Genomic DNA, 25993 nt, shown 5'->3' on the forward strand with positions numbered 1-25993 from the left:
GCATAGGTCGGGTCTCAGTCCAGGGCATAGCGAGTCTCCTCTTCTATGCCAGTTATAACTGTTACCCATGTATCCGGTCTAAAGTGTTACCCATGTTTCCGGTTCATACCCGACGCTTACCGGGCCTGCGTATTTCGTAGGCCGGATAAGGCGAAGCCGCCATCCGGCAACGGTGTTACTGCAACTGAGCTGCCACTAACGGCCAGCGGGCGTCAAAATCGTCCGTTGGTCGGTATTTGAATTCGCTACGCACAAAACGGGAGAGCATCCCTTCGCAAAACGCCAGGATCTGGCTCGCCAGCAGCGTCTCATCGATGGTGTACCCTTCGCCTTCACGCATTTTCTTTTCGCGCAGTACCTGGCGCAGCTGCGCTTCAATACGTTCGAAAAGCTGGTTAATGCGCCCCTGCAGCCTGTCCTGCTCGAACATCAGCGCGTGGCCGGTGAGGATACGGGTTAAGCCCGGATTGCGTTCACCAAAGCCCAGGATTAACAGCACAATCAGACGCAGACGCGCGGTGGTGTCTTTTTCGTCTTTCAGAATCAGGTTGATGCGCGTGATCAGGCTGTCTTCAATAAACTCGATCAGGCTGTCGAACATCCGGGTTTTGCTCGGAAAATGACGGTACAGCGCCGCCTCAGACACGCCTACAGAGGCGGCCAGTTTAGCGGTAGTGATGCGTTGACTGCCATCGCTGGATTCAAGCATCAGAGCCAGAGACTGAAGTATTTCTTCGCGACGATTCCTTTTCGCGGTTTGTTTTTCTGCCATGTTACAAAATACCCCTGAAAATAAGCACTTGCCAGGCTGGCATCCACACAGCGACCGCAAACTGACGTTTGCGGTTTGTTATTGCATTATGGCGCTGTGAGATGCGTATCTATCGGACGGTTATTTACGCCCGGAATGGCCGAAGCCGCCTTCGCCACGGTCGGTGGCGTCGAAGTCTGCCACCAGGTTAAATTCTGCCTGCACAACCGGTACGAAGACCATCTGCGCAATACGCTCGCCCGGTTCAATGGTGAAGCTGTCCTGACCACGGTTCCAGACGGATACCATCAGCTGACCCTGATAGTCAGAGTCGATCAGGCCGACCAGGTTACCCAGTACGACGCCATGCTTATGGCCCAGCCCAGAACGCGGCAGGATCACCGCCGCCAGAGACGAGTCAGCAATGTGAATTGCCAGGCCTGTCGGGATCAGGGTGGTTGCACCTGGAGCCAGTTCTACGGCGTCATCGAGACAGGCGCGCAGGTCAAGACCGGCAGAGCCGGAGGTGGCATAGGTCGGCAGCGGAAATTGCTCGCCAACACGCGGGTCCAGAATCTTAACGTCGATTTTTTTCATCATAACGGGTAACGATCTCGTCCAGTAATTGTTGGCCCAGGAGTTCCTTGCGCTCAAGCGGTAAGACTTTATCTCCATCCTGCCAGAAAAGGTGCAGTGCATTGCTGTCGCTGTTAAATCCTTGCGTGGCCAGCGATACGTCGTTCGCGCAAATCAAATCGAGGTTTTTGCGAGTACGTTTTTGCCGGGCATATTCTTCCACATTATTTGTTTCTGCGGCAAACCCAACAACGTAAGGACGATGGCTTTTCAGTGCGGCGACACCAGCAACGATATCCGGGTTTTTCACCATTTTTATCGTTAATTCATCACCTTGCTTTTTGATTTTGGCGTCTGCAATGGTCTCTGCACGGTAATCCGCGACGGCCGCACAGCCGATAAAAATCTGCTGGTTTTGCGCATGGGCCTGCACGGCGGCTTCCATTTCCAACGCGGTAGTGACGTCAATGCGCTGAACGAACGGAGGTGTCGGCAGTGAGACCGGGCCGCTCACCAGCGTGACGTTCGCGCCGCGTTTTGCAGCAGCAGCAGCAATGGCAAAGCCCATCTTGCCGGAGCTGTGGTTAGTGATGTAACGCACCGGGTCCAGCGGTTCGCGCGTGGGGCCCGCGGTAATCATGATGTTGAGATGTTGCAGATCGTTGACAGGCGAAAAATGGGCTGCAGCCATATCAACAATCGTCAGCGGGTCCAGCATACGACCCGGGCCAACATCGCCACACGCCTGGCTGCCGCTGTCCGGGCCCCAGATAAGCAGGCCGCGTGATGCCAGCGTCTCCAGATTGTGCTGGGTGGCTGCATTACGGTACATCTGCTGGTTCATAGCGGGCACGACGGCGACTGGCGCAGGTGTCGCGAGGCAAATGGTCGAGACCAGATCGTTCGCCATGCCCGCCGCCACGCGGGCAATCAAATCGGCCGTGGCGGGGGCAAGAATCACCAGATCTGCCCATTTCCCAAGCTCAATGTGGCCCATCGCCGCTTCTGCAGCAGGGTCAAGCAGGCTGTCGGATACCGGGTACCCCGAGACAGCCTGCAGGCTCAGAGGCGTGATAAAGGCTTTGCCACCTTCGGTTATCGCGACCCGCACATCCGCCCCGCGCTCGCGCAGACGACGCACCAGGTCCGGCGCTTTATAGGCTGCAATACCGCCGCTCACGCCAAGAACGATTTTTTTACCGGCCAGGCTCATCATGATTCTTTCCTGTTGGGTTTCACCAGAGAGCGGGCATTTTATCACAATCACAAAAACGGGGTGATTTTGTCCTTCGTTCACTTTGCGAGGCGTTACGCAAGAACGAAAAGTCAGCGTCGAGCCCCGGATTGGCCTGTGGCAGCATGATGGCAAACAGAAGGAGGCTGGGCATGGAAGAGATGGAACTGCTGTTACCGCGCGAAAAACTGCTGCGATATGGCGTCACCTTGTTAAAAGACGATGAGCTGCTGGCGCTCTTTTTGCGTACGGGTACGCAGGGGAAAACGGTATTTACGCTGGCAAAAGAGCTGATAGAACATTTCGGTTCACTGCATGGTTTGCTGACCGCCGATCTGGCAGCGTTTGCGCAGGTTGAAGGGATTGGCGTGGCGAAATATGCCCAGCTGAGGGGGATTGCTGAACTTGCCCGCCGTTTTTACAATGTCCGTATGGAGGAGGAAGATCCGATCCTTACTCCGGCGATGACCCGCGAATTCCTGCAAAGCCAGCTGTCAGATATGGAGCGGGAGATCTTCATGGTGATCTTTCTCGACAATAAGAACCGGGTGTTGAAACACACTCACCTTTTCTCTGGAACCTTGACCCACGTAGAGGTTTATCCGCGAGAAATTGTGCGGGAAGCGATAAAAGTGAATGCAGCCGGCGTGATCCTCGCGCATAATCACCCCTCTGGCTGTGCACAACCGAGCAGAGCGGACAAAGAAATCACCGAACGCATTATCAAATGCTGTCAATTCATGGACATTCGTGTGCTGGACCATCTGATAATTGGCCGCGGAGAGTACATTTCTTTTGCGGAACGTGGTTGGATTTAGACCCTTTCTCGCGATCCATCGGGATCTTTGTCTGTTCGGGACTTGAGCACACCGCCGAGTCAGCGTATACTACGCCACCTTTGAGAATCTCGGGTTTGGCATTTGGGCCTGGCAATCGAGAGTTCACTTAGAACTATGCGATGACCGGGCTGTAAAGCCTGACGAGGCGCCGATACCCCATACGAAGCTCGAGCTAATTTGATTTTTGGAGAATAGACATGTCCCGAGTCTGCCAAGTTACTGGCAAGCGTCCGGTGACCGGTAACAACCGTTCCCACGCACTGAACGCGACTAAACGCCGTTTCCTGCCGAACCTGCACTCTCACCGTTTCTGGGTTGAGAGCGAGAAGCGTTTTGTCACCCTGCGTGTATCTGCTAAAGGTATGCGTGTTATTGATAAGAAAGGCATCGATACAGTTCTGTCCGAACTGCGTGCCCGTGGCGAAAAGTACTAAGTACTTAAAGAGGAAATAAATCATGGCTAAAGGTATTCGCGAGAAAATCAAGCTGGTTTCTTCTGCTGGTACAGGTCACTTCTACACCACCACGAAGAACAAACGTACTAAGCCGGAAAAACTGGAACTGAAAAAATTCGATCCAGTTGTACGCCAGCACGTACTGTACAAAGAAGCTAAAATCAAATAATTTTAGTCTCCTTGTATTGAAAAACCCCGCATCTGCGGGGTTTTTTGCATTCTGCATCTCAACGGAGGAACCATGCCTGAATTACCTGAGGTAGAGACCAGCCGTCGCGGCATTGAGCCCCATCTGGTCGGCGCAACCATTCTTCACGCAGTTGTCCGTAATGGGCGTCTGCGCTGGCCGGTGTCCGATGAGATCCACGCGTTAAGTGACAAACCCGTCCTTAGCGTGCAGCGTCGTGCCAAGTACCTGCTGCTGGAGCTGCCTGACGGCTGGATTATTATCCATCTGGGGATGTCCGGGAGCCTGCGCATCCTTACTGAAGAGCTGCCTGCGGAAAAGCACGATCACGTTGACCTGGTGATGAGCAATGGCAAAGTGCTGCGTTACACCGACCCGCGGCGTTTTGGCGCATGGCTGTGGACGAAGGAGCTGGAAGGGCACAACGTGCTGGCGCATCTCGGGCCTGAACCGCTGTCAGATGCGTTTAATGCGGAATACCTGAAAGAGAAGTGCGCAAAGAAAAAGACCCCGATTAAGCCCTGGCTGATGGATAACAAGCTGGTGGTCGGCGTGGGGAATATTTACGCTAGCGAATCGCTGTTTGCGGCCGGGATCCATCCCGATCGGCTGGCCTCTTCGCTGTCGGCGCAAGAGTGCGAACTGCTGGTCAGAGTGATTAAAGCGGTGCTGCTGCGCTCTATTGAGCAGGGCGGGACGACGCTGAAGGACTTCCTGCAAAGCGACGGGAAGCCGGGCTATTTTGCCCAGGAGCTGCAGGTATATGGCCGTAAGGGTGAACCGTGCAGAGCCTGCGGGACGCCAGTTATTGCCACGAAGCACGCCCAGCGCGCCACGTTCTATTGCCGTCAGTGCCAGAAATAGCGTTACTTTAACTTTTCCATCAAGGCCTGGTGGACGTTAACCGGCAGGAAGTGGGTGACGTCGCCGTGATGACGCGCCACCTCTTTTACCAGCGTGGAAGAGATAAACGACCACTCTTTGGAGGGCATCAGGAACACGCTCTCCAGCTCTGGCATCAGATGGCGGTTCATGTGCGCCAGCTGCATTTCATACTCAAAGTCTGCTACGGCGCGTAAACCCCGGATCAGAATGTTTGCCTGCTGAGCGCGGGCGAAGTTAGCCATCAGGTCGCTAAACCCAACCACCTCAACGTTCGGCAGATGCGAAATGGCATCGGTGGCGAGCGTAACGCGCTCGTTCAGGTCAAACATCGGCTTCTTGCTGGGGCTGGCGGCAATCGCCAGGATCACCTTGTCGAACATGCACGCCGCACGGGTGATGATATCAACATGACCGTTGGTGATCGGATCGAAGGTACCCGGATAAATCGCTTTTGTGCTCATGGCTCACGTTTTCTCAGAGTAGCCGCGGCAGAGCGCCCACAGCTCGGTGTATTTGTTGAAAGTATACTGGGCATTGACCACTGCGAGTAACCAGCCCTGTTTACCGTCCAGCACGCCGCCGCGCAGCAGCAGCGTTTTCAGAAACGCGCCCAGTGTGTGGGTGAAGATACCCGTCAGCGAGGTCTTCTTGCCGCGCTGGTGACGCTCCTGCGCCCATGCGGTGGCATAGTTGAGCTGTTTACGCTGGAAGCTCGCGAAATCACGGCAGGTCAGGTGCAGCAAATCGCCCGTCAGGGGGATGACCTGCGCGCTGTTGCAGCTCAGGGATTCATGGACCAGATTGTCGTTGTACTGATATCGCTCGCGCTCGTAGAGGCGCATCACGCGGTCAGGATACCACCCGCTGTGGCGCATAAAGCGGCCAAGAAAGTAGTTGCGGCGGGCAATGCTGTATACCGCACCTGGCTGAGGCGAGGAAAGCACCGTTTGAATAGCATGCTGCAGTTCTGGCGTGATGCGTTCGTCAGTGTCGAGCATTAACACATAATCGCCGGTGGCATATTCCTGCGCGCGCTGGCGCTGAATGCCATAACCTTGCCAGTCAGTATTGGTATAGATTTTTGCGCCCGCCGCGCGGGCGACATCTACCGTGTTGTCCGTGCTGCCGGAGTCCAGGATGACGATTTCATCAGCCCAGGCGACGGAGGCCAGGCAATCCGGAAGCAGGTCGGCGGCGTTTTTGGCGATCATCACGACCGACAGACGCGTTGACATTAGTGGCTCCGCTGAGGCAGATAAGGTTGCAGAAGCTGCAGCAGACGGGTCAGTGCGCCCTGGTTCTGGTGCAGTACTTCGACGGCATGACGCCCGTACCACAGGCGATAATCTTCATCAGTCAGAAGGGTCGATACCTCTTTGACCACAGAATCCGCGTCGGTCACGGTAATTAAACCATCGGCCTGCTGCAATTTCGCGCAGATATCTTTGAAGTTAAACGTGTGCGGTCCCATCAGTACCGGAATGGCGTGTGCTGCCGGTTCCAGTGGGTTATGACCGCCGCGCTCGACCAGGCTGCCGCCGACAAAAGCGAGGTCAGCAATGCCGTATAAAAGCATCAACTCGCCCATCGTATCGCCAATCACTACCTGAGTGCTGCCGGAAGGGATCTCACCGCTGCTGCGCAGGGTGTAGCTGAAACCCCCTTTTTGCACCATATCGCGGGCATCTTTGAAGCGCTCAGGATGGCGAGGCACGAGGATAAGCAGTAAATCAGGGAATGTTTCCAGCAACTTACGGTGCGCCTGGAGAATGATCTCTTCTTCGCCGTCGTGGGTGCTGGTCGCAATCCAGACCTGACGTCGCGGGGCCCACTGGCGACGCAGCGTGATCGCACGGGCGGCGAGTTCAGGCGTGACGGAAATATCGAATTTAAGGCTGCCCGTTACCGCAAGCTGGTTGCGTTTCAGGCCTAGCGCGATGAAGCGCGCCGCATCTTCTTCATTCTGCGCCGCAATCAAGGTGATTTTACTCAGCAGGCGACGCATAAATTTGCCCAGCTTGCCGTACCCTTTCGCCGAGCGCTCAGACAGGCGGGCATTAGCGATAACCAATGGGATCTTACGGGCATGGAGGGCAGAAATCATATTCGGCCACAGCTCGGTTTCCATCACGATCACCAGTTTCGGGCGAACGGTATTCAGGAAACGGTTCATGGCGCAGGGCAGATCGTAAGGCAGATAGACGTGATGCACGTCTTTTCCGAAAGCGGATAACGCACGCTCAGAGCCGGTGGGCGTCATCGTCGTGACGGTGATCGGCAGTGACGGGTATCGGTGACGCAGGGCGCGAACCAGCGGGATAGCCGCCAGCGTTTCACCAACTGAAACGGAATGGAGCAAAATACCGTCCGGGGCAACTTTATTACGGCAGTAGCCATAGCGTTCAGCCCAGCGTTTTCGATACGCGGGTGCTTTACGGCTACGAAGCAACAGTCGCAGCCACACCAGTGGCTGAATGAGATAGAGCAGGGCGGTATACAACAATTCCAATCGATTATCCGTTTTTTTAGTTTCGGCGGGCAAATTCTAAGCATTTAAGCCAGGTAAAGCTATCTCTTATGCCAGATACCGCTTTAAGCGGAAGTAACGGCGGCCCAGTCGCCAGCGTAAACGCGGACTTTTTGCACTTTTCCAGATGAGTTTCCAGATACCCGTTTCGAAGAACTCTTTAATAATCATGGATTTCTTCTTCTCATCCTTCATGTTGTCGAAGGTGTGAATAATCCCCAGTCCCTCTTTTGCGATTTGCCAGTGGCAGGCCGGGATACCTTTCACTTTATCCGGGTAGCGTTGATTGATGGCATCAAGCATCTGCAGGATTTTCATGTAATGGCGCGCCGAGCGAATGAGCGTGTCGTCATTGTCCGGCATATGGGACACCGATGCGGAGTGAATGTAGTAGTCATAATAACGTTCACTGGTGTACTGAACCCGCTCAGCCGCGAGCAGCACTTCAGTCGTCCACGGGATATCCTGATGGCGCAGGCCGGGTTCGAAATGGAAACTGTGTTTACGGATAAAGTCGTGGCGATAGATATTCAACCAGGTGACGTGGAGGAACTTACGAGAATCCAGCGCCATCTTTAACCACGCCGCGCCAGTCATCACGCCTGTCGAGGCCAGTTTGTCCTCAGGGAAAATCGGGCGCGAGGGTTTTTTATTATTTTCCCAGACGTAGTTCCCGTTACAGGTGGCGACGTCCAGATCCTGCGTAACAGCCATATCCAGCAGATGCTGATACATGCCGGGTTTAAAGACATCATCAATATCCGGAAAGGAAAGATATTGACCCGTCGCGAGGGCCAGACCGCTATTCCGCGCGATGGAAACACCCTGGTTTTTCTGCTCAATGACCTGCAGCTGCGGCAGCTTTTCTCGCCAGTTTTCGACAATCTCCATCGAGCGGTCAGTGGAGCCGTCATTGACGATGATGACTTCCATGCTGTCGATGTGTTGATTGACAAGGCAGGTAAAGAACTGGTCCAGGAACGCTTCGCCGTTATAAACGGCAACCACCACGCTTAATAATGGCGCTGAATTTTGCATAAGAAACCTGATTATTATGGATTGTCGACCAAAGCAATATATTGCTGGCAGATGGCATTGATGCCGAACGATGCGATCGTTGCGCGATCAACGACTGGCGGAGAGGCATAGATATCTGCCAGCGTTTTTGCCAGTGACTCATCATTTAATGCTGTCAGCCCGCGCGCTAAGTCGCCTGTGAGGATTTCAGCGGGTCCACCCGGGCAGTTTGTACTGACGGGCGGCGTCTGACAGATAATGGATTCGACCAATACATTACCAAAACCTTCACAGTCAGAGCTTAACACTAAGAGGCGTGCGCCTTTAATCCACGGATAGGGATTGGGCTGGAATGGGCGGAAAACAATTTTGTTTTCAATGCCCAGTTCGATAGCCAGCTGTTTTAGTTTTTGAATTTTAGCATCGGCACCATTTCCCATCATAACCAGTGTTGTGTCAATCTGGCTCAGCGCAAAGGCGCGTAAGAGACGATCGTGACGTTTGTGCTCGTGGAAGCGGCCGACGTGAATAAGGTAATCCTGTCCCTGCATCTCATAGGGTTCGTCCGCCAGACGCTGGATTTCTGGAATATCGAAAGGATTATGGATAACTGCCTGGCGACGAAGATCGATTGCCAGCGTTTCCGAGAGGTCTTTCAACACGGCGGCTGAGACGGCCACAACATTGCGGTTTTCGTAGGTATGACGAATCTTATAATGTTTAAACCAGCGCGAAAGACCGCTGCGATGGCGCAGATAGGAGAACGAGAACATGCCATGTACGCAGAACCAGACTTTATCGCGTTCCAGTGCGCGGCAGTGCGCCACGATGCGGTCAGTTTTATGCAGGTGGGAGAACACCACATCAAATTTTCCACTGCGTTCAGCCTGCTTAATCGCATTATCCAGCAGTCGGGCGCGGCGCGGGATCTCCGTCAGCTTCCGCCACGGCTTTTTACACGTATCCTGAATAACCTGAAAATCGATGCCTTCCGGGATGGCGTAGTCGCACACTTTCCGCAGGGAGAACAGGGAGACCTGATGCCCCATTTCGATCAATCCGCTGGAAAGTGTAAGAACTGTTTTTTCAGCTCCTCCACCGGGTAAACCATCAATAATCATTAGGATGCGCATTTTTAATCCAGTAATTTTTGATAAAGCGAAATAAGCTGACTTGATAGTTTTTCGGGGGTGGCCTCTTTTACACGTTCACGTGCCGCTAGCCCCATATTGTTATTCTTTTCCAGAGAAGGAATGGCGGCTACTGCCTCCTTCAATGTGTTGATATCAAGTGCGTCACAGTAAAATCCGTTGTTGCCTTGCTCAATAAATTCGGCTCCGCCGCAACTCTCTGAAGTAATGACAGGTAAACCGCAGGCCATCGCTTCAAGAATAACGTTAGGAAAGGGATCATACAGCGTTGGCAGCAGTAAACCATCGGATAGCTGGTAAAACGGCAACGTCTCTTTTTGCATCCCCAGGAAACGGATTTGCCCTTCACAGCCGAGTGAACGGGCGAGTTCACGATAACGATTTTCCGCTTTATCCTGCCCAACCACAATCAGCCACGCCGCTGTTCCCGCGATAGCGCGTATGGCGCTGGCTAACCCCTTTCGTTCAAATCCTGAGCCTACAAAGCAAAACACAACGGCGTGGGTTGGTAGACCAAACTGCTGACGCAGCGCGGCACGCTGTGCTTCCTCGGCCGGAACGAAGCGGCTGGAATCAATTGAATTATAAATCACATGTATCTTTTTTGCGTCAATATCAAAGTCTTCGACGATTTCTCGTTTGATCATCTCAGCATTACAGATAACGGCTTTTAACTCAGGAGCCTGGTACATTTCACGTTCGGCATTCATCACGTAACGGTGGTAGCGATCGTGCATGAGCATTTGTGCGCGCCAGGCGGGTAGGATCCGCGCACGCTGCAGCAACCAGCGGCGATGAACGCCATCGCCTGCGCGGTAAATGTCGCAGCCCGGGATACGCTCGTGGCTTTGTACAATATCAAATTGCTGCTGCTGCCACAGTGTGCGGGCGGCATGCGCAAAACCGCGTTCGCGGCTGATGCGTCCCCACTTGCGCGGGTCACAAATGTGGATATGCCAGTCGTCCTGCTTTTCTCCCTGCCATTCGCGGGTGATAACGTTGAGCTCAAGATTTTGATTGCTTAACGCCGTCAGCGCGCGGGAGACGAAACGTTCCGCTCCGCCATCAGGGCGATATTTTTGGCGAACAATCGCCAGGCGATGGTGTTTCATTACAGGTATCTCTTTGCAGCGGAGACGACAGCATCCACGGGAATGGCGTCGAGATAGCGTTCTTTGGTGTTGGTATCAATGGCGTCCGGATTGGGGAGCGGGCCGTAGTCACCGGCCCAGATAACCTCCCCGTTGACCTGCCACGGAGACCAGAACGTCAGCTTTGAGGGGCCAAACAGCGCCACGCAGGGTGTCTGAAGCGCCGCGGCCATATGCATCGGCACGGAATCCACGCCGATAAACAGACGCGCATGATCGATAAGGGATGCCAGTTGACGCAGCGTCAATTGACCTGCCAGCGAGACGACGCCCGTTTTCGGTGAGGCAGCGAGAATGCGATCGATCATTGCCATCTCTTTTTTATCCGGGCCAGCCGTGAGAACGATGGTGTGGCCTTCCTGCTGCAGGGCGGTGATGGTTTGCGCCATCTTTCCTTCATCCCAGCATTTGAAGAACCAGCGCGACGTGGGTTGAATCACGATGTATCGCTCGCCTACACCTTTTTGCGTCAAGAGGTGGTGTGCGTGTTGCCAGTCATCCGGGCGGTAAGCCATGGTGACGGCGGGTTTTGGGTCAACCGGCAGCGCTGAAAGGATGGAAAGATTTTGCTCAACGGTGTGCAGGGACGGGTGATTCGCGACAGAGACCAAATTGCTATGACAAAACCGCCAGAATGCACTCTTGCGCTTATTAAAGGCAAACCCGAGGCGAACCGGGGCACCGGTGAAGCGCGTGACGATGGCGCTGCGCCACTGATCGGCAAGGTTAATCACCAGGTGATAATGCTGTCTTCTCAATGTGCTAAGCAGCTGCCACTCTTTCTGGAGATGCTTCAGCGTGCCCAGCTGCTTCCATTTGCGATCGATACCATAAATTGTGCCGATCGCCGGATGCGCGGCGAGCATATCGCGTGTCTCTTCATAGAGAAGCACGTCGATTTGCGCCTCAGGCCATTTTTGGCGTAACGAATCGATGACGGGGGTGGTGAGTAACATGTCACCATGATGGCGAAGTTTGATCAGTAAAATGCGCAAATCAGGCGTGTCAGGTAAGTTATTCATCATCATTTTATCGGCGTTGTACTGTTGGCAATTCTAATAGAGCTGGTAGCGACTTGCACTCTTTCTCCACAATGTCAGGAATTTCCCTGGAAGGGTTTACTCCTGCTTTGAGGCGTGCGTAACATAGCGCTAACTACTTTGTCTCATGGACTCATTATGAAAAAACCAGCGTTTATCATCACGATCGATACCGAAGGCGATAATCTCTGGCAAAACCATCGGGTGATCAAAACGGAAAACGCACGCTACCTGGCGCGATTTCAGGCGCTTTGCGAACGTTTTGGTTTTAAGCCCGTCTGGCTGACAAACTATGAGATGGCAATCGAGCCCGTTTTCATTGAATTCGCAAGGGACGTTATTGCTCGCGGTCAGGGGGAAGTGGGTATGCACCTGCATGCCTGGAATAGCCCGCCGGAGCACGATCTCACGGGTGATGACTGGCGCTGGCAGCCGTATCTGATTGAGTTTTCAGACGAGGTGATGCGCGAAAAAGTGCTCTTCATGACCCGCCTGCTGGAAGAGACCTTCCAGACCAAAATGCTGAGCCATCGGGCCGGGCGCTGGGCCTTTGATAGCCGCTATGCCAAATTGCTTATTGAACTGGGCTATCAGGTTGATTGTTCCGTTACGCCGCGCGTGAACTGGCGCAACGCGAAAGGTGCCCCGCAGGGGAGTGGCGGAACGAATTATCAGCATTTCCCTGACCATGCCTACTTCATGGACACGGATGATATTTCCCGGGCGGGTAATAGCCCGCTACTCGAAGTCCCGATGAGTATTCAGTATAAACACCCGGCCTGGTTGAATATCGTCAAGCAGGGCTACGATCGTCTTCGCGGTAAATATCGCTCACCGTCCGTGAACTGGCTACGACCGTCTGGTGGGAACCCCGCGCAGATGATTCAGGTCGCGCAACAGTGCTTATCGCAGGGGAATGATTATGTGGAGTTTATGCTTCATTCATCTGAGTTTATGCCCGGCGGGAGCCCCACGTTTAAGGATGAAGCGGCGATTGAGGGCTTGTATCGCGATCTGGAAGCGCTGTTTACGTGGTTGTCAGATAAAACCGTAGGGATGACGCTGGCGGAGTTTTATCAGTACAAAAAAAATTAATGCCCGCGCAGCGGGCATTATCATCAGCGTTGTCTGGTTTGCGAAAAGGGTGTACTCAAGGCAAACAGGGTAACAAAGAATATCAAGGCTTCTGAGCTCAACAATATAACGTCGGTCAGGCCATACAATAAAAGCAGGAGCATGGTTGTCAGCAACAGGCCATTGTTATTTTTAAGCGCGTAAACGATCATCGACGCAAAGAAAAAGAATAATATCACCAGCCCAGGGATACCCTGCAGCGAATATTTCTCAATAAATTCATTGTGCAGATGAACATTGATATATTTTAATGCAGTAACGAGATGCGGATGTCCCTCTTTTATATAACGCTGCGTCCATACCTGGCGATCTTCAACTGACTGCCCCAATGGATGCGCGAGCCCGTTCTGAATACCCACGGTCCACATGGAAAAACGCGCGCCGAGTGAGGTTTTGTCATACCCTTTCTCATACTTTTCTATTTCGATTTGCGTTTGCGTTATCTTGGGAGAAATCAATGGCTTGTAGCTAACGATGACAATCCCCGCCACAACACATAAAAAGATCAGCGTCGATTTAAGATGAATTCGTCTGAAGTGGTAAAGCGTGAGCACGATGGCCAAAAGCAAATACAGGCCCATTGCGGCACGCGTCCCCGTCAGAAGAATGATGAAATAAGAAACTAAGATGGTGATACCCGCAGCCACATACAGCTTAACGTTTTTCTGCAGATAAAGACTGTATACAAAAGCGAGAGATAACACAGAGTATACGTAAGCTGATACGGTCGCGCGATTAATGGCCATCTCAACACGTACCATTCCCTGCGATGCCTGCCATAAGCCATAACCCGTGGCGAGGACAAACCCCGCGCCTGAGGCATAGAAGAAATACTTCTGGAAGGAGGCCTTATCAACGTAAGACTTAAACCGGTCAAGATAGAAAATAAGGAAACTGGCTAAAATCAGCTTCTTACTTGAACCGAGATAATCGCTGTATGCGTTCAAACCTTCACTATGGTATTCATAAACCATGTACCAGGCAAAATTAAGTAACCCAATCAACAAAATGGGCAGTGCTATTGAAAAGGGGCGCAGTGTGATTTTTTTATATTCGAGCGCTAAGCCGATAATGCTGGCATATATCGCGATATAGAAAAACTCTCGCTGCTTACCCGAACTGATCAAGGCCAATGCAAGCGAGATAAGGCTCAGAATTAGCGTCAGTTGATAAAGACGCAATTTTACTTTTTCCATAATGCCTCAATAACCCTTTTTTTATAGCTGAAACGAACATCGCTGGATAAGAAAAATGATAGCGAATAAAGCGCATTTACCCGTGATTTAACGAATGTGAGCTGTTGATCGGTAAGGTGTTGCCGATGGTTACTGTAGATATCAAACCAGTGACAATTAATCAGATTTTTAAACGCTTGCGGAAACGTTTTTTCCATCTTTAATGTACATTCAACAAGTGTCGTGATTTTACTGGCGTCGAGACGACTCGACAAACTTTCGCTACGTTTGATGTAATAGTAATGCCCCTGGCGTTGATAGCAGATTTTTTCTGCCTGCATGAGCATGGCAGGAAATACCGCAAAGTCTTCGTAACAGACCATCGAGGGAATAGGGTTGCTCTCGTACAACTTCCGATGAATAAATTGACCGATGAGATGTGCCTGAAACGCTTTATGCTGCAAGAAACGCTTTATCGCCTCATTCTGTGAAAAAGAGACGGGCGTAAAGCCCTGCCAGAATGCGGTGATTTTCCTGATATCACGGGTTTCCAGCAAGCGCGTCAGTAGCATATCTGGACGCTGTGCTTTCAAAAAAACCACTGCGTCCCTGAGGCTGCAAGGCTTCAGTCGATCATCACTATCCAGCATCGTGATGTAATCGCCTGATGCCAGAGACACTGCACTGTTCCGAACATGACCGACGTTACGGTACTCAACGTACCGGGATTGCGCGTGTGGGAACGCAGGCAACCATTTCTCGATAATATCCTGTGTGGCATCATCGGAACTGTCATTAAAGATAATGACTTCAACGGCATCGCCCGCATTATCCATCGCGGCGTGCAGGCTTTCTAACGTAGCATGAAGCGTATCTTCGGCGTTATGCGCGGCAATAATGACGCTAAGAAAAGCCATAGAAATTAGTTTCCTTGAGCATCAATAGCATAGGTGGTTGCGTTAACGTTAGGTAACTCGCAGATAAAATGTTTAAGCTCGCGTAGCGCGTCTTCTGTTGCCGCGAATAACGCTTCGCGTTCTTGTGAAAAATAATAACGCGTTTCAAACACATAAGAACAAATGTTGTCGTCATTACCAATCAACAACACATTGCCAAGCGGACGCTGTTCATGGTGACAGCATGGTCCAAACAGCAACACCACCGGCACACCTACCGCGTCGGCAATATAAACGTTCCCAGAATCCGATGCGATATAGCAATCCATTTTTGAAATCGCCCAGGGAAGCTCTTCAAGGGAGATTTGCCCGATGAGGTTGGTGAAATTGGGCATTTCACCATAAGCACGGGTGATATCATCCATCCACGGCTGCTCATTGGGCGCACCAAATACATAAAACTCGCAGGGCAGGTCAGCGAGATGCTCAACAATTCGCTTCCATATAATGGGCGGAACGGTTTTCGCTTTATTCCCGGCGGCGATACTGATGCCGATGCGGATAACGCCGGGTTTATCAAGGATTTCCGGCCAAGTCTGCGGCTTAAAAAGCGGCCTGGTAGCGTGCTTTGGGGAGTCTTGCCACGTCAGCGAGCGGTCCGCCAGCTTCAGATAGTTTGTGACCGACAACGTTTGTTTACCATGCTCAACGGTACCGTCAGCCGTGGTATAGAAAATGCCGTGATACCATCTGCGCGTATAAGTGCTTAAAAATTGTTTGTTTTTTGCATTACAGACGGAGGCGAAAAAGAGATTCACGCTGTTGGGTTGCAGGAGATACACGTTGTCATAGCGATTCATAATCCTGCAGGCAAAGCAGAGCTTGCGCCACAGATTGCGCTTATGCTGCTCGATAAAATAAATCTGCTCGATAGTGTCATCATGCTTCGCCAGCGCACCCACGCTGCGACTGATAAGCACATCGCTTTTTTGCAGGTACGCCAGGAGGGGCGTAGCATTAACAAAGTCACCGATTTTGGCTGTTTGAATGACAAGGTTTTTACCTGTGTCCTTGCGAAACAGCTTCCGGATGAGCTTCACCGGAAAGAGTAAAATCAGCAGAAATACATAACTCATGGGTTAAATATCCCTGTTGGAAAGCCAGTGGCTGCCCTGTAAAAATGAAAAAATCGCATCTGCGCTAATATCCTTTGTTTGCTGAGTCGGGCTGACCATCTGATGCTGGTTTTTACCGTAACCCCCAATCAAACCCGGATCGGTCGGGCCAAAAATCGTCAGATTTGGACGATCCAGCGCAGCGGTTAAATGGCTTAATCCCGTATCAACGGAAACGACAGCATTCGCTCCCGCTAACTGCGCAGCAACCTGTGCCAGCGTGAGTTTAGGCAAAACCTCAACATGCGAAAATCCTGCGGCCAGACGCTCCGCACGCTGTCGTTCATGTTCAGCGCCCCACGGGAGTTTAATATGGATACCGCAAGGTTGCATTAGTTCAATCAGCCTTCGCCAGTGCGTTTCCGGCCAGTGCTTATCGTCGCGCGTTGTGGCATGCAGGAAGACAAGATAAGGCTGAGTGGAGAGGGCTGTATTGCGTAAAAAATGCTGCGCAATGGTGTAATCGCCCTGAGCGTCGGGTTTCGCAAAGCCGAGGCTTTTCGCGAACAGCTCCCGGGTGCGTTCGACGGCGTGCTGCTGTTTTGCAATGTGGTGGCGACGGTTATAGAACAGGCTTGCCAGCGGTTCGCGGGCGGTGTGCCAGTCCATACCGTGCTTTACGCCGTGCGCCAGACGCGTCACCAGCGCGGCGCTTTTGACCAGTCCCTGCGCGTCGATGATGGCATCGTAACGCTGAGCCTGCACCGCATCGCGAAAGGCTTTGCGCTCGGCTTTAATGGGGGCGGAGAACCACGCTTTGCGCCAGCGGCGAATCGCCACCGGGATCACGCGATCAACCGCTTCATGCCAGGTGGGGATCTGCGCGAAGCCTTCTTCCACCACCCAGTCGAAACGAATGCCGGGAATGGCCCGCATGGCGTCCGTCAGCGACGGCAGCGTATGCAGAACATCACCCATTGAAGACGTTTTAACGATCAATACCCGCATTCGTTATCCTTCTTCGCTCAACAGCAGGGCGTTGAGTTCCTCAAGGACGCGCTCTGGCGTAATGTCGATCAGGCTCTGATGATAACCCTCAGCAGCATCACCTTTACGCACCTTGTGGTAGCCGGTGATGAGTCGAATGACGCGCGCTTTATGCGACAGCGGCGGCGTGAAGTCCGGGCTGCTTGGGCCATATAGTGCCACCAGCGGGCGGTCCAGCGCGGCGGCCACGTGCATCAGGCCAGAGTCGTTGCTGACCACGGCCTTACAGGCGGCGATCAAAATAACCGCCTGCTCAAGCTGCGTTTCGCCAGCCAGATTGCGGCACCAGGCCTGCTGCTCGTTGCTCAGCGTGGCGAGAATTTCGTTACCCGCCTCGTGATCTTTCGCCGAGCCAAACAACACAATCTGGTAGCCTTCGTCGATCAGCTGTTTCGCCAGTTCGGCGTAGTGATAGTGCGGCCAGCGTTTCGCCGGACCGAACTCTGCACCGGGGCAGAAGCCAATCATCGGGCGTTCGGATGAAAGTCCAAACGCATTGCAGGTGTGGGATTTTTCCCCGTCGTTAACCTGAAGCTGTGGCCAGAGCAGCGGCTGCGGCAGGTCTTTCGCGCTGCGCATCACCCCTTTGTCGTAGGCCAGCGCCACGTAGCGCTCCACCATCAGCGGCCAGGCCTCTTTATCCAGCACCCGCGCGTCGTTCAGCAGGCCATAGCGCATTTCACCACGCCAGCCGGTACGGTGCGGAATGCCCGCAAAGAAAGGCACGAGGGCGGACTTAAAGGAGTTTGGCAGCACATACGCGCGGTCATAGCGCTTCTCTCGAAGGCTGTGGCCGAGCTTGCGGCGTTCACCGATTTCCAGCGCCCCGTGGCCGAGTGGCATCGGGATCGCCTCGTTCACTTCCGGCATACGCGACAACAGCGGACGGCACCATGCAGGTGCCATCACGTCGATTATCGCCTGGGGATAACGCGCCTTGAGCGTGCGATAGAGACTTTGCGACATCATCATGTCGCCCACCCATGACGGGCCGATCACCAGAATCTTCATACTTATGCGTCGCGGTTCAGCCAGGCCATATATTCCGTTACGCCTTCGGCAACGGTCTTGAACGGCTTGTCGTAGCCTGCGGCGCGCAGGTTGGTCAGATCCGCCTGCGTGAACGCCTGATAACGGCCTTTCAGCTTATCCGGGAACGGAATGTACTCAATGCTGCCTTTCTTGTGGTACGCCAGCGTCGCGTCTGCCACCGCCTGGAAGGATTCCGCGCGGCCGGTGCCCAGGTTGAAGATACCGGACACGCCGTTTTCCCAGAACCACAGGTTTACGGCTGCAACGTCGCCTACGTAGACGAAGTCACGCTTGAAGCCGTCGCTGCCTTCAAACAGTTTTGGACTTTCGCCGTTATTTAACTGGGTGTTCAGGTGGAACGCCACGCTTGCCATGCTGCCTTTGTGGCCTTCGCGCGGCCCGTAAACGTTGAAGTAGCGGAAGCCGACGATCTGCGAGTTCGCTTCTGGCAGAACCTGACGCACATATTCGTCGAACAGGAACTTAGAGTAACCGTAGACGTTCAGCGGCTGCTCGTACTCGCGCGATTCGATGAAGTCAGAGGTGCGGCCGCCGTAGGTTGCCGCGGAAGAGGCATACAGGAACGGAATTTCACGCTCCAGGCAGTAGTGCAGGATCTCTTTGGAGTACTGATAGTTGTTGTCCATCATGTACTTGCCGTCCCACTCGGTGGTGGAGGAGCACGCACCTTCGTGGAAGATGGCTTCGATCTCGCCGAACTCTTCACCCGCCATAATCTGGATAAGGAAGTCTTCTTTATCCATGTAGTCAGCGATGTTCAGATCCACCAGGTTTACAAACTTAGTGCCGTCTTTCAGGTTGTCCACCACCAGGATGTCGGTGATGCCTTTGTCATTGAGGGCCTTAACAATATTGCTGCCGATAAAGCCCGCGCCGCCGGTAACGATGATCATAACTGTAACCTTTGAAGTGTGGAGCCCGGGGACAATCCCGGACGCTAATATTCATATCATATCATTAGTATGGCGACCCTTCAGCCATTCACCGATATGCAGCAGGGTTACACGTGATTTATGCTGCAAAAACGAGAAGAGATACTGCGTCATCTCGTCATGAACTATAGGTTTGGGTAATATGTGCCGAAATTTGCCGAGTCTGGAGAATTGCAATGCGTGGTGATTTTTACAAACAGTTAAACAGCGACCTCGACACCGCACGTGCGGAAGGGTTGTTCAAGGAAGAGCGTATTATCACGTCTGCTCAGCAGGCGGACATCACCGTTGCCGACGGCAGCCATGTGATCAACTTTTGTGCGAACAACTACCTGGGTCTTGCGAATCACCCTGAGCTGATTGCCGCTGCAAAAAACGGCATGGACACCCACGGTTTCGGCATGGCCTCCGTACGCTTTATCTGCGGTACGCAGGACAGCCATAAGCAGCTTGAGCAAAAGCTGGCGAGCTTCCTCGGAATGGAAGACGCGATTCTGTACTCCTCCTGCTTCGACGCTAACGGCGGTCTGTTTGAGACCCTGCTTGGCGCAGAAGATGCGATTATCTCCGACGCCCTGAACCACGCCTCCATCATCGACGGCGTACGCCTGTGTAAAGCGAAGCGTTTCCGCTACGCCAACAACGACATGGTTGAGCTGGAAGCACGCCTGAAAGAGGCTCGTGAAGCGGGGGCTCGCCACGTACTGATCGCCACCGACGGCGTGTTCTCCATGGACGGCGTGATCGCTAACCTGAAGGGCGTGTGCGACCTGGCGGATAAATACGACGCGCTGGTGATGGTCGATGACTCTCACGCGGTCGGCTTTGTCGGCGAAAACGGCCGCGGCTCGCACGAATACTGCGACGTGATGGGCCGCGTGGACATCATCACCGGTACGTTGGGCAAAGCGCTTGGCGGCGCATCTGGCGGCTACACCGCCGCGCGCAAAGAGGTGGTGGAGTGGCTGCGCCAGCGCTCTCGCCCGTATCTGTTCTCCAACTCCCTGGCACCGGCGATTGTTTCTGCCTCCATCAAAGTGCTGGAGATGGTGGAGTCCGGCGCTGAGCTGCGCGACCGCCTGTGGTCCAACGCCCGTCTGTTCCGTGAAAAAATGAGCGCCGCAGGCTTCACCCTGGCCGGTGCTGACCACGCGATCATTCCGGTCATGCTGGGCGATGCGGTCGTTGCGCAGAAGTTTGCCCGCGAGCTGCAGAAAGAAGGGATTTACGTCACCGGGTTCTTCTTCCCGGTGGTGCCAAAAGGTCAGGCGCGTATCCGCACCCAGATGTCTGCGGCGCATTCGCCTGAACAAATTGAGCGTGCGGTGGAAGCCTTTACCCGCATCGGCAAACAGCTGGGCGTAATTGCCTGAGGACGTGTGATGAAAGCGTTATCCAAACTGAAAGCGGAAGAAGGGATTTGGATGACCGACGTGCCGGAGCCGGAAGTCGGTCATAACGATCTGCTGATCAAAATTCGTAAAACAGCCATCTGCGGCACTGACGTTCACATCTACAACTGGGACCAATGGTCGCAGAAAACCATTCCGGTACCGATGGTTGTCGGTCACGAATACGTCGGCGAAGTGGTCGGTATCGGCCAGGAAGTGAAAGGCTTCAAAATTGGCGATCGCGTTTCTGGCGAAGGCCATATTACCTGCGGCCACTGCCGTAACTGCCGCGGCGGACGTACGCACCTGTGCCGCAACACCGTCGGCGTGGGCGTAAACCGTCCGGGCTGCTTCGCGGAATACCTGGTGATCCCGGCGTTTAACGCGTTCAAAATTCCGGACAACATCTCTGACGATCTGGCCTCTATCTTCGACCCGTTCGGCAACGCGGTACACACTGCGCTCTCCTTCGACCTGGTGGGTGAAGACGTGCTGGTCTCCGGCGCAGGCCCCATCGGCATTATGGCGGCAGCCGTAGCGAAGCACGTGGGGGCCCGCAACGTGGTGATCACCGACGTGAACGAATACCGTCTGTCGCTGGCGCGTAAGATGGGCGTTACCCGCGCGGTGGATGTCTCGAAAGAGAGCCTGACCGACGTGATGGAAGAGTTGGGCATGACCGAAGGCTTTGATGTGGGTCTGGAGATGTCCGGCGCGCCACCGGCGTTCCGCACCATGCTCGACACCATGAACCACGGTGGCCGTATCGCGATGCTGGGTATTCCGCCGTCAGATATGTCCATCGACTGGAACAAAGTCATCTTCAAGGGGCTGTTCATCAAGGGTATCTATGGCCGCGAGATGTTCGAGACCTGGTACAAGATGGCGGCGCTGATCCAGTCCGGTCTGGATCTGTCCCCGATTATTACTCACCGTTTCTCCATCGATGAGTTCCAGCAGGGCTTCGACGCGATGCGTTCCGGCCAGTCAGGGAAAGTGATCCTGAGCTGGGATAAGTAATCAAAAAGGGGCCTGCGGCCCCTTTTTTCACTGATTTTTTTTCTCTTCGTCCGTCAGGTAACGCACCTTGCGGGTGTAGTCCTGACCTTTAAACAGCAGCGCGTTATCCGGCGATTCAAGATATTTCTGCCATTCGGAGAGAGGGAAACCGCCGTGCGCGCCAATCACCTCTTTCGGTACAACGGCTTCCTGACCACCGATTTTCTTGGAGACCGGCCAGTTCATCCAGTCACCCAGGTTAACCGTTTTTAAATCCAGCATGTCCAGCAGCGCGGCGAGCGGCAGCTGATCGGTCGGCGGCTGCGTGTCGTCCATCAGCTCCCAGGTATCCTGGAACAGCGTCAGCCACAGCGGGCAGATGCGGCGCCAGGTTTTTTTGGTTGCCGCAAGAAACGCGCCGTTAACGTGATCGACCAGATACGGACGCACCGTCTCCTTGTAATATGCCGGCACTTTCTCCGCTGGCGCGCCGTCCAGCTTGGCAATCATTTTGCCCTGACGGAAGCTGGAGTAGATGTGCATGTCGGCCATGTTGATCTCGGGCATCTTGAGCAGGTTGAGATCGGAGTCGATCATCAATACGCCTTCACCGCGCGCCTGCAGCGGGGCGTTAAGCTTCACCAGACGGCTGAGGTAGATCTGCTTATAGCGGTATCCATCCTCACGAACCGGAAGATTCAGCGTCACTACGCGGGTTTTCGGCGGCAGTACCCCGAAGGCGGATTCAGGCTGATCGCTGACGATGACGATCTCGCTGACGGCAGTGGCGTAACGTTCTGCAAACGTCGCTGATAATAACGCTTCTTCGACGAAATCTGCGCCCGTACACGGGATCACGATGGAATCCACCGCAACGAGATCGCGCGTGACCGGAAGGGAAGCGTACGGAATGTTATGTCGCCCGGTGATGTGGCGGTAGCGAGCATTCAGGAATTTAAACATGTTCTTCTCGTTTGGTTAGTGCGCGCCAAGAACGGCTTCGACACCGCTGACATAGTTTTCGATAGCGTAGGTATGGCAGACGTTCTGGTATGCAGCCGCAGCCAGTCGAGCCCGCAGGTCTGCATTCGCCCAGATATTATTCAGATGCTGAGCAAGCTGTGAAACATCGCTCCAGGGGAAGAGCAGCCCCGTTGACTCATGATCAATCAATTCAGCCGTACCCGTCACCTGAGAGCCAATAACAGGGATTTTAAGCAGCATCGCTTCCAGCACTACGCGAGGCAGCCCTTCGCTTTTTGAGGCGAGTATAAACGCGTCAAACGTGGCAAGGTAGTCAAATGGCGTATTCTGGAAGCCCGTGAAAATCACGTTGTTCTCAATGCCCAATTCTTTGGCTTGCGCGGTTAATGCGGCACGCTCTGCACCTTCACCCACCAGCACCATCTTCCATTTTGCGTCGGGTTCCCTGCGGCTAAACTGTGCCAGCGCCGCCAGCGTGTGGTGGTTGGCTTTGCGAGGAATTAACGATCCAATGCTGCCAAAGACAAACGTATCGTCATCAATGTTCAGGCGACGACGCATGGCGCGTCGATCCGGTAAAGGCTGGTGGATGTCGATGGCATTGTTGACCGTTGTGCACAGCTCAGGCCGGATGCCATGCTGAAGTAACACGCGCTCAACGCCGTGCGAGACGGCGATGATTTTTGTGGCATGGGCATTCACCAGCTTTACCAGCGGCGGCGTCAGCACCGGTTCAATGCGGCAGTGCTGGATGATCCGCGCACGCAGTTTAGCTCCCGCCAGGTAACCCTCTTCGTTAGAACCTGGCTGGTTGTTCATGTACAGCGTATCGAAACCGCCTTCCCTGAAAATCGTCTCGATTTTGCTGACGTTGGGGCGAATACGCCAGAGCGTATCGATATGGCGCGTGACGGCCTTGCGGCCGCTGCGCGAGAAGAAAAGCAGGCTGCGACCCAGTTCTTTTGCAATCTTCGCCCACGCGGGCTGCTTATGCTGAGGGATGACAATTAACGGGATGCCAATGCCATTCAACACCTGACCGATGGTTTGCCCTTCTGCTCGGCTGTAGTCGGAGTAAAAACAACAGGTGATATCAAACTTCTCACGATTAATGCGTTTCAGAAGTTCGAGCATGCTGTTGGTGCCTCCTCCCCATTCTTTACCGGTATCGAGGAGCAGGATTTTGTGTCGTTGCGGCATCTTTCTACCTTAGTCACCTGTCGCGGGGAAGGGCTTTTTACCCCAACCTTGCCACTGATGCTGGAAATATTGCACCAGCGTACTCTGGCTCACGCTTTCGCTAATTACTGTAAAGAAGCGGGTTGCATGCACCGGTTCAAGCGGCCGTTTTGGCTTGCAGTTTTTTACGCCGCTGAACGGATTACGCGGCTGCGTTGCTGGCGGCTGTGCGCTGCCAGGACGAGACGTATCCACCTGCGGTTCATTGAGTAGATCGCTCGGCCGCACCAGCGTGATATCAGCAGGTAAGGTCGGCAGCATCTGTTGCAGCACGCGCACCGTTGAAGGATGCGGATGGCCGATGGCAATGGCTGAGCCGTTGCGGCGGGCTAGCTGTACAGCACGATTAAACTGCACCCGAATATCCGCTTCATTTTGCGTGTCATCCAGGAACACCTTGCGCTTGATTACCTTCACGCCGGTTCCCTGAGAGGCTCGCAGGGCCTGGCTGTTGCCGATGGTCATGCTGTCGAGGAAATAGAGGTTGTAGCGCTCCAGCGACTGCATCACTTTCAGCATTCCGTACAGGCTGGACGTCATCGCGCTGCCCATGTGGTTATTCAGGCCGACGGCATACGGCACTTTATTGTAGGCGTCGCGGATGATGCGGTCGATCTCATCGCTGCTCATGTCCGGACGAAGCGTGTCTTTTTCCAGCGGCTGTTTGCTAAGTGGTGCCATTGGCAGGTGGATCAGGACCTGATGACCGCTGTTATGGGCCTTGGTCGCCATTTCCCGCGCGTGAGGCGCATTAGGAAGGACCGCAACGGAGATCGCTGATGGCATCGCCAGCACCTGATTTTCATAGTGCGGACGATAACCGAAGTCATCAATGACAATAGCGAGTTTGCCGGCGTATACCGGTGCAGCCAGCGCCAGTGCGCTGGCGACGGAGAGAATCATTCGACGAAATTGAAGCAAAACTTATCTTCCCAACCACGGCTGTGGATTGACCGCCTGACCCTGGCGACGAATTTCGAAATAGAGTGACGGGCGGCCCTGACCGCCACTGCTGCCCACAAGGGCGATGGGTTGACCTGCGCGCACCTGAGTGCCGACGCTGACCAGCGCGCTCTGGTTGTAGCCGTAAAGGCTCATGTCGCCTTTACCGTGTTCGACCACCACGACCAGCCCGTAACCCTGCAGCCAGTCGGCCAGGATCACGCGGCCATCGGCGATGGCTTTCACTTCGCTACCTTCAGACGCACCGATAACGATCCCTTTCCAACGTAGTTCACCCTGCAGCTGTTCGCCATAGCGATGCAGAATGGAACCGCGAACCGGCCAGTAAGCCTGGCCGCGAGGCGAGCCTAAACCGCCGGTGCGCGACATCAGAGAGCGTTCGCTTTCGCTTGGTTTGTAGGTCGTACCTTTACGGGACGCTTCCTGCTGCTTGTTGCGAACGGCCTGCGCCTCGCGCGCCTCTTTTTCCGCGCGCGCTTTCGCCGCGGCTTCTGCTCGCGCAATGCTGTTACGCAGTTTCGATTCGTTAGCGCGCATTTCGCTCAGCTGGCTCTGGCCTTCCTGAATGGAAGACTCAAGGCCGGACAGGGTTTTCTTACGCTCGTTGCGCGCCTGCTCCAGCTTCGCCTGCTGAGCCTGCTGATCGTAGAGTAACGTCTGCTGCTGGGTCTGCTTCTCTTCCAGCTCGGCTTTCTGGGTGGTGACCTCTTCGCGCGTCTGCTTCAGTTGCGCGATCGTCTCCTGACGCGCCTGGTTCAGGTAGCCAAAGTAGGCCTGCAGACGCTGGCCGCGCTGGCTCTCTTCCCCGCTAAGGATCAGTTGAAGGCCGGTGTGTTCACCTTGACGAAACGCGGCATCAAGCTGTGCGGCAAGATTGCGCTCCTGGGCATCACGCTGGCGTTCCAGTTTGGCTATCGACGCGTTCATCTCATCGATCTGTTTGTTCAACTGGGCGAGGGTGTTTTGCGTTTCACGGAGTTTGCGTGCGGCGGCGGAGATCGCCTCTTCCTGCTGCTTAAGCTGGGCAAGAAGCGAGGAACGCTGTTGCTGTTGCTGGCGTACCGCACGCTCTTTGGCGGCGATATCGGCCTGAATGGACTTCAGCTGGTCGCGGTCATCCGCGTGGGCGGATGCGGCGCACAGCAATACGCCAGCGCTGAGTGCGCTGGCGTAAAACAGAGGTCTGACTGATAACCTAAGCGGCTTCACGACCCATGTGATTGAAAAAATCGCCTTTCCCCTCATGGGGAGC

At 54.1% G+C, this 25993-nt stretch carries 27 protein-coding genes; 7 read left to right on the plus strand and 20 right to left on the minus strand.

Annotated features, from left to right (window positions below; all coding sequences use genetic code 11):
- Positions 1-175: 175 nt before the first annotated feature.
- The 3 genes from slmA to coaBC form a co-directional block, all read right to left on the minus strand.
- Positions 176-772, minus strand: a complete 597-nt coding sequence (slmA, locus tag KW829_RS19375; RefSeq protein WP_010426428.1) for a nucleoid occlusion factor SlmA — start codon at positions 770-772, stop codon at positions 176-178.
- A gap of 120 nt (positions 773-892) precedes the next feature.
- Entirely contained in the window at positions 893-1351 is a 459-nt protein-coding gene (gene dut, locus KW829_RS19380) for a dUTP diphosphatase (protein WP_045348433.1), read from the minus strand.
- The gene (gene coaBC, locus KW829_RS19385) at positions 1329-2540 is read right to left on the minus strand and encodes a bifunctional phosphopantothenoylcysteine decarboxylase/phosphopantothenate--cysteine ligase CoaBC (protein ID WP_100167524.1); all 1212 of its coding nucleotides are present in this window, start codon (positions 2538-2540) and stop codon (positions 1329-1331) included. The genes dut and coaBC overlap by 23 nt, the downstream gene beginning before the upstream one ends.
- A 173-nt stretch (positions 2541-2713) precedes the next feature.
- Here coaBC and radC point away from each other — a divergent pair, with 173 nt between their 5' ends.
- From radC to mutM, 4 genes are all read left to right on the plus strand, one after another.
- A complete protein-coding gene (radC, locus tag KW829_RS19390; RefSeq protein WP_218308857.1) occupies positions 2714-3379 on the plus strand; it encodes a DNA repair protein RadC in 666 nt (221 codons plus the stop codon).
- Positions 3380-3597: 218 nt separating this feature from the next.
- Positions 3598-3834, plus strand: coding sequence for a 50S ribosomal protein L28 (gene rpmB / locus KW829_RS19395; RefSeq protein ID WP_002436699.1), 237 nt, complete (start codon positions 3598-3600; stop codon positions 3832-3834).
- 22 nt (positions 3835-3856) lie between these two features.
- Positions 3857-4024, plus strand: coding sequence for a 50S ribosomal protein L33 (gene rpmG, locus KW829_RS19400; protein WP_003024094.1), 168 nt, complete (start codon positions 3857-3859; stop codon positions 4022-4024).
- A 72-nt stretch (positions 4025-4096) separates the two neighbouring features.
- Positions 4097-4906: a bifunctional DNA-formamidopyrimidine glycosylase/DNA-(apurinic or apyrimidinic site) lyase gene (gene mutM / locus KW829_RS19405; protein ID WP_010426416.1), complete on the plus strand. Its 810-nt coding sequence runs from the start codon at positions 4097-4099 to the stop codon at positions 4904-4906.
- Between the two features lie 2 nt (positions 4907-4908).
- Here the strand turns inward: mutM and coaD are convergent, their stop codons facing one another.
- The 7 genes from coaD to rfaQ form a co-directional block, all read right to left on the minus strand.
- Positions 4909-5388, minus strand: a complete 480-nt coding sequence (gene coaD / locus KW829_RS19410) for a pantetheine-phosphate adenylyltransferase (protein WP_042717767.1) — start codon at positions 5386-5388, stop codon at positions 4909-4911.
- A gap of 3 nt (positions 5389-5391) precedes the next feature.
- Entirely contained in the window at positions 5392-6162 is a 771-nt protein-coding gene (locus tag KW829_RS19415) for a glycosyltransferase family 2 protein (protein ID WP_218308858.1), read from the minus strand.
- Entirely contained in the window at positions 6162-7436 is a 1275-nt protein-coding gene (gene waaA / locus KW829_RS19420) for a lipid IV(A) 3-deoxy-D-manno-octulosonic acid transferase (RefSeq protein WP_010426410.1), read from the minus strand. Before waaA ends, KW829_RS19415 begins: the two co-directional genes overlap by 1 nt.
- Before the next feature lie 66 nt (positions 7437-7502).
- A complete protein-coding gene (locus KW829_RS19425; RefSeq protein ID WP_218308860.1) occupies positions 7503-8492 on the minus strand; it encodes a glycosyltransferase in 990 nt (329 codons plus the stop codon).
- Between the two features lie 14 nt (positions 8493-8506).
- Entirely contained in the window at positions 8507-9604 is a 1098-nt protein-coding gene (locus tag KW829_RS19430; protein ID WP_218308861.1) for a glycosyltransferase, read from the minus strand.
- A 2-nt stretch (positions 9605-9606) separates the two neighbouring features.
- Positions 9607-10734, minus strand: a complete 1128-nt coding sequence (locus tag KW829_RS19435; protein ID WP_218308863.1) for a glycosyltransferase family 4 protein — start codon at positions 10732-10734, stop codon at positions 9607-9609.
- On the minus strand, positions 10734-11801 hold the full coding sequence (gene rfaQ / locus KW829_RS19440) for a putative lipopolysaccharide heptosyltransferase III (protein ID WP_100167462.1): 1068 nt from the start codon (positions 11799-11801) through the stop codon (positions 10734-10736). The genes KW829_RS19435 and rfaQ overlap by 1 nt, the downstream gene beginning before the upstream one ends.
- 150 nt (positions 11802-11951) lie before the next feature.
- Between rfaQ and KW829_RS19445 the strand changes: the two genes are divergently transcribed.
- The gene (locus KW829_RS19445; protein ID WP_218308865.1) at positions 11952-12908 is read left to right on the plus strand and encodes a polysaccharide deacetylase family protein; all 957 of its coding nucleotides are present in this window, start codon (positions 11952-11954) and stop codon (positions 12906-12908) included.
- 23 nt (positions 12909-12931) lie between these two features.
- Here the strand turns inward: KW829_RS19445 and KW829_RS19450 are convergent, their stop codons facing one another.
- The 6 genes from KW829_RS19450 to rfaD are packed head-to-tail and all read right to left on the minus strand — an operon-like array spanning position 12932 to position 19126.
- A complete protein-coding gene (locus KW829_RS19450; protein WP_218308866.1) occupies positions 12932-14143 on the minus strand; it encodes an O-antigen ligase in 1212 nt (403 codons plus the stop codon).
- A complete protein-coding gene (locus KW829_RS19455) occupies positions 14131-15039 on the minus strand; it encodes a glycosyltransferase family 2 protein (RefSeq protein WP_218308867.1) in 909 nt (302 codons plus the stop codon). Before KW829_RS19455 ends, KW829_RS19450 begins: the two co-directional genes overlap by 13 nt.
- Before the next feature lie 5 nt (positions 15040-15044).
- On the minus strand, positions 15045-16154 hold the full coding sequence (locus KW829_RS19460) for a glycosyltransferase family 9 protein (RefSeq protein ID WP_218308868.1): 1110 nt from the start codon (positions 16152-16154) through the stop codon (positions 15045-15047).
- A 3-nt stretch (positions 16155-16157) separates the two neighbouring features.
- The gene (rfaC, locus tag KW829_RS19465) at positions 16158-17141 is read right to left on the minus strand and encodes a lipopolysaccharide heptosyltransferase RfaC (RefSeq protein ID WP_218308869.1); all 984 of its coding nucleotides are present in this window, start codon (positions 17139-17141) and stop codon (positions 16158-16160) included.
- A 3-nt stretch (positions 17142-17144) separates the two neighbouring features.
- Entirely contained in the window at positions 17145-18191 is a 1047-nt protein-coding gene (gene rfaF, locus KW829_RS19470) for an ADP-heptose--LPS heptosyltransferase RfaF (RefSeq protein ID WP_108417300.1), read from the minus strand.
- 2 nt (positions 18192-18193) lie between these two features.
- Positions 18194-19126, minus strand: coding sequence for an ADP-glyceromanno-heptose 6-epimerase (rfaD, locus tag KW829_RS19475; RefSeq protein WP_008502707.1), 933 nt, complete (start codon positions 19124-19126; stop codon positions 18194-18196).
- 215 nt (positions 19127-19341) lie between these two features.
- Here rfaD and kbl point away from each other — a divergent pair, with 215 nt between their 5' ends.
- Both kbl and tdh read left to right on the plus strand, forming a co-directional pair.
- A complete protein-coding gene (gene kbl / locus KW829_RS19480; RefSeq protein WP_010426385.1) occupies positions 19342-20538 on the plus strand; it encodes a glycine C-acetyltransferase in 1197 nt (398 codons plus the stop codon).
- A gap of 9 nt (positions 20539-20547) precedes the next feature.
- Entirely contained in the window at positions 20548-21576 is a 1029-nt protein-coding gene (gene tdh / locus KW829_RS19485) for an L-threonine 3-dehydrogenase (protein WP_042717745.1), read from the plus strand.
- Between the two features lie 27 nt (positions 21577-21603).
- On the opposite strand, the gene KW829_RS19490 is transcribed toward tdh, so the two are convergent.
- From KW829_RS19490 to envC, 4 genes are read right to left on the minus strand one after another with little or no spacing between them, the layout of a single operon-like run.
- Complete coding sequence (locus KW829_RS19490; protein ID WP_218308870.1) at positions 21604-22518, minus strand: hypothetical protein; 915 nt, start codon at positions 22516-22518, stop codon at positions 21604-21606.
- Positions 22519-22533: 15 nt separating this feature from the next.
- Entirely contained in the window at positions 22534-23739 is a 1206-nt protein-coding gene (locus KW829_RS19495; protein WP_218308871.1) for a glycosyltransferase, read from the minus strand.
- Positions 23740-23748: 9 nt separating this feature from the next.
- Positions 23749-24699 (minus strand): divergent polysaccharide deacetylase family protein, encoded by a 951-nt coding sequence (locus KW829_RS19500; RefSeq protein ID WP_089598268.1) that lies wholly within the window; start codon positions 24697-24699, stop codon positions 23749-23751.
- Positions 24700-24702: 3 nt separating this feature from the next.
- Positions 24703-25962 (minus strand): murein hydrolase activator EnvC, encoded by a 1260-nt coding sequence (gene envC / locus KW829_RS19505; RefSeq protein WP_029484911.1) that lies wholly within the window; start codon positions 25960-25962, stop codon positions 24703-24705.
- Positions 25963-25993 lie beyond the last annotated feature (31 nt).

This window comes from Enterobacter sp. ENT02, assembly GCF_019219165.1.
GTDB classification, from domain to species: Bacteria; Pseudomonadota; Gammaproteobacteria; order Enterobacterales; family Enterobacteriaceae; genus Enterobacter; species Enterobacter mori.

What these genes read in the sequence shown, in the direction of transcription:
- radC (WP_218308857.1), top strand. Translation starts at nt 2,714, where the DNA reads ATGGAAGAGATGGAACTGCTGTTACCGCGCGAAAAACTGCTGCGATAT.
- coaBC (WP_100167524.1), bottom strand. Translation starts at nt 2,540, where the DNA reads ATGAGCCTGGCCGGTAAAAAAATCGTTCTTGGCGTGAGCGGCGGTATT.
- KW829_RS19435 (WP_218308863.1), bottom strand. Translation starts at nt 10,734, where the DNA reads ATGAAACACCATCGCCTGGCGATTGTTCGCCAAAAATATCGCCCTGAT.
- rfaQ (WP_100167462.1), bottom strand. Translation starts at nt 11,801, where the DNA reads ATGATGATGAATAACTTACCTGACACGCCTGATTTGCGCATTTTACTG.
- coaD (WP_042717767.1), bottom strand. Translation starts at nt 5,388, where the DNA reads ATGAGCACAAAAGCGATTTATCCGGGTACCTTCGATCCGATCACCAAC.
- dut (WP_045348433.1), bottom strand. Translation starts at nt 1,351, where the DNA reads ATGATGAAAAAAATCGACGTTAAGATTCTGGACCCGCGTGTTGGCGAG.
- rfaD (WP_008502707.1), bottom strand. Translation starts at nt 19,126, where the DNA reads ATGATCATCGTTACCGGCGGCGCGGGCTTTATCGGCAGCAATATTGTT.
- KW829_RS19415 (WP_218308858.1), bottom strand. Translation starts at nt 6,162, where the DNA reads ATGTCAACGCGTCTGTCGGTCGTGATGATCGCCAAAAACGCCGCCGAC.
- rfaC (WP_218308869.1), bottom strand. Translation starts at nt 17,141, where the DNA reads ATGCGGGTATTGATCGTTAAAACGTCTTCAATGGGTGATGTTCTGCAT.
- rpmB (WP_002436699.1), top strand. Translation starts at nt 3,598, where the DNA reads ATGTCCCGAGTCTGCCAAGTTACTGGCAAGCGTCCGGTGACCGGTAAC.
- KW829_RS19490 (WP_218308870.1), bottom strand. Translation starts at nt 22,518, where the DNA reads ATGTTTAAATTCCTGAATGCTCGCTACCGCCACATCACCGGGCGACAT.
- kbl (WP_010426385.1), top strand. Translation starts at nt 19,342, where the DNA reads ATGCGTGGTGATTTTTACAAACAGTTAAACAGCGACCTCGACACCGCA.
- KW829_RS19495 (WP_218308871.1), bottom strand. Translation starts at nt 23,739, where the DNA reads ATGCCGCAACGACACAAAATCCTGCTCCTCGATACCGGTAAAGAATGG.
- KW829_RS19460 (WP_218308868.1), bottom strand. Translation starts at nt 16,154, where the DNA reads ATGAGTTATGTATTTCTGCTGATTTTACTCTTTCCGGTGAAGCTCATC.
- slmA (WP_010426428.1), bottom strand. Translation starts at nt 772, where the DNA reads ATGGCAGAAAAACAAACCGCGAAAAGGAATCGTCGCGAAGAAATACTT.
- KW829_RS19450 (WP_218308866.1), bottom strand. Translation starts at nt 14,143, where the DNA reads ATGGAAAAAGTAAAATTGCGTCTTTATCAACTGACGCTAATTCTGAGC.
- KW829_RS19425 (WP_218308860.1), bottom strand. Translation starts at nt 8,492, where the DNA reads ATGCAAAATTCAGCGCCATTATTAAGCGTGGTGGTTGCCGTTTATAAC.
- KW829_RS19455 (WP_218308867.1), bottom strand. Translation starts at nt 15,039, where the DNA reads ATGGCTTTTCTTAGCGTCATTATTGCCGCGCATAACGCCGAAGATACG.
- rfaF (WP_108417300.1), bottom strand. Translation starts at nt 18,191, where the DNA reads ATGAAGATTCTGGTGATCGGCCCGTCATGGGTGGGCGACATGATGATG.
- rpmG (WP_003024094.1), top strand. Translation starts at nt 3,857, where the DNA reads ATGGCTAAAGGTATTCGCGAGAAAATCAAGCTGGTTTCTTCTGCTGGT.
- KW829_RS19445 (WP_218308865.1), top strand. Translation starts at nt 11,952, where the DNA reads ATGAAAAAACCAGCGTTTATCATCACGATCGATACCGAAGGCGATAAT.
- KW829_RS19430 (WP_218308861.1), bottom strand. Translation starts at nt 9,604, where the DNA reads ATGCGCATCCTAATGATTATTGATGGTTTACCCGGTGGAGGAGCTGAA.
- mutM (WP_010426416.1), top strand. Translation starts at nt 4,097, where the DNA reads ATGCCTGAATTACCTGAGGTAGAGACCAGCCGTCGCGGCATTGAGCCC.
- tdh (WP_042717745.1), top strand. Translation starts at nt 20,548, where the DNA reads ATGAAAGCGTTATCCAAACTGAAAGCGGAAGAAGGGATTTGGATGACC.